Origin of the sequence: Verminephrobacter aporrectodeae subsp. tuberculatae At4 (assembly GCF_000193225.1) — a bacterium.
Taxonomy (GTDB): domain Bacteria; phylum Pseudomonadota; class Gammaproteobacteria; order Burkholderiales; family Burkholderiaceae_C; genus Acidovorax; species Acidovorax aporrectodeae.
In genome coordinates this window covers 1-2532 of sequence record NZ_AFAL01000134.1, presented here as the reverse complement: position 1 = coordinate 2532, position 2532 = coordinate 1, and the positions used below count along the sequence as shown (strand labels likewise).

The following is a 2532-nucleotide window of genomic DNA, read 5'->3' as shown; positions in this document are numbered from 1 at the left end:
TCTTGAGCGCGCCGTGCGCGTGCACCAGCGCATCGCAGGCGGCCAGGGCTTCGAACTTGTTTGGCGCAGTCACCAGCGGCAGGCCCGTGCGCCCGGCCAGTTCCTGCGCGACGGCCTGCGCGTAGCCCGTGGGCGCGTTCAGCCCGGTGCCCACGGCGGTGCCGCCCAGGGCCAGCTCGCACAGGTGCGCGAGCGCGGCGCGCAAATGCTGCGCGCCATGCTGCAGCTGCGCGGCCCAGCCCGATATCTCCTGCCCCAGCGTGAGCGGGGTCGCGTCCTGCAGGTGCGTGCGGCCGATCTTCACGGTGCCCGCGAACGCCTGCGCCTTGGCGGCCAGGGTCGCGTGCAGGCCATGCAGGGCGGGCAGCAGGCGGTGCGTGAGCGCGTCCACGGCGGCCAGGTGCATGGCCGTGGGAAAGACGTCGTTGCTCGACTGGCTCTGGTTCACCTCGTCGTTGGGGTGCACCAGCCGCGCCATGCCGCGCGCGCCGCCCAGCAACTCGCTGGCGCGGTTGGCGAGCACCTCGTTCATGTTCATGTTCGTCTGCGTTCCCGACCCGGTCTGCCAGACCACGAGCGGAAACTCCTGCAGGTGGCCGCCTGCGATCACCTCGTCCGCGGCAGCGACGATGGCCCGGGTCTTGGCCGCGTCCAGCAGGCCCAGCGCGTGGTTCACCGTGGCGCTGGCGCGCTTGACCTGGGCCAGCGCCCGGATCAACTCGGGCGCCATGCGTTCCCCGGAGATCGCAAAGTGCTGCAACGAGCGCTGCGTCTGCGCGCCCCACAGGCGCTGGGCGGGAACATCGATCGGACCGAAGCTGTCTTTTTCGGTGCGGGATGCGGTCGCGTCGGGTCGGGATGTCATCATGGTCGGGTCGCTTTTTGCGGGGCAGAACACCAGGGCGCAGCATACCCGCGCGGCGCCAGCGTGCAACGCCATCCGGACAGAACCGCACCGGCGCGCAGGGGATAATTCGCGACCCGCGATTCCCCCACCCGCCATGACCACCACGACCATCCGCCAGGAAGACCTGATCGAATCCATCGCCGGCGCGCTGCAGTTCATCAGCTACTACCACCCCGGCGACTACATCGCCCACTTGGCCCGCGCCTATGCGCACGAGCAAAGCCCTGCGGCCAAGGACGCGATGGCGCAGATCCTGACCAACAGCCGGCTCAGCGCCATCGGCCGGCGCCCCATGTGCCAGGACACCGGAATCGTCAACGTCTTCCTGAAGGTCGGCATGGACGTGCGCTGGGAGGGCTTCACGGCAGGCCTGGACGAGGCCATCAACGAAGGCGTGCGCCGTGGCTACAAGCACCCGGACAACGGCCTGCGCGCGAGCGTGGTCGCCGACCCCCAGTTCGAGCGCAGGAACACCCGGGACAACACCCCCGCCGTGATCTTCACCGAGATCGTTCCCGGCGGCACTGTGGAAATCACCGTCGCAGCCAAGGGCGGTGGTTCGGAGAACAAGGCCAAGATGCAGATGCTCGACCCCAGCGACGACGTGGTGGACTGGGTGCTCAGGACCGTGCCCACCATGGGCGCCGGCTGGTGCCCCCCCGGCATGCTGGGCATCGGCATCGGCGGCACGGCGGAAAAGGCCGTGCTGATGGCCAAGGAAAGCCTGATGGACGATCTGGACATGTACGCATTGCAGGCCAGGGCCGCCGCGGGCGCCCAACTCGACAAGGTCGAAGAACTGCGCCTGGAACTGTTTCACAAGGTCAACGCCCTGGGCATTGGCGCGCAGGGACTGGGGGGCCTGACCACGGTGCTGGACGTGAAGATCAGGATGTACCCCACGCACGCGGCGAGCAAGCCGATCGCGCTGATCCCCAACTGCGCAGCCACGCGCCATGCGCATTTCGTTCTCGACGGATCGGGCCCCGTGTACCTCCCGCCCCCGAGCCTGGACCTGTGGCCCGACGTGGGCTGGGCGCCGGACTGCGAGAAGAGCCGCAGGGTCAACCTCGACACCCTGACCAAGCAAGAAGTGGCCCGTTGGAAGCCCGGCGACACCCTGCTGCTCAGCGGCAAGATGCTCACGGGCCGCGATGCCGCGCACAAGCGCATTCAGGACCTGCTCGCCCGGGGCGAGAAGCTGCCCGTGGACTTCAGCGGCCGCGTCATCTACTACGTGGGCCCCGTGGACCCCGTCAGGGGCGAGGCCGTGGGCCCCGCCGGCCCCACGACCGCCACGCGCATGGACAAGTTCACCGACATGATGCTCGCAAGGACCGGCCTGATCGCCATGATCGGCAAGGCCGAGCGCGGCCCGGTGGCGATCGCGGCCATAAAGCAGCACAAGAGCGCCTACCTCATGGCCGTGGGCGGCGCGGCCTACCTGGTGAGCAAGGCCATCAAGAGCGCCAGGGTCGTGGGCTTTGAAGACCTGGGAATGGAAGCCATCTACGAGTTCGACGTGGTCGACATGCCCGTGACCGTGGCCGTGGACTGCGACGGAACCAGCGTCCACAGCACCGGCCCTGCCGAATGGCAAAAGCGCATCGCCACGGGGGCGTTCA

General features: G+C 68.7%; 2 protein-coding genes. One reads left to right on the top strand and one right to left on the bottom strand.

Features of this window, described 5'->3' with window-relative positions; all coding sequences use genetic code 11:
- Window positions 1–868 (bottom strand): lyase family protein (locus VTU_RS0105030; protein ID WP_010101451.1); only part of this gene is annotated, 868 nt, incomplete at its 3' end.
- Between the two features lie 133 nt (window positions 869–1001).
- Here VTU_RS0105030 and VTU_RS0105025 point away from each other — a divergent pair.
- Window positions 1002–2532 (top strand): fumarate hydratase (locus VTU_RS0105025; protein ID WP_010101450.1); only part of this gene is annotated, 1531 nt, incomplete at its 3' end.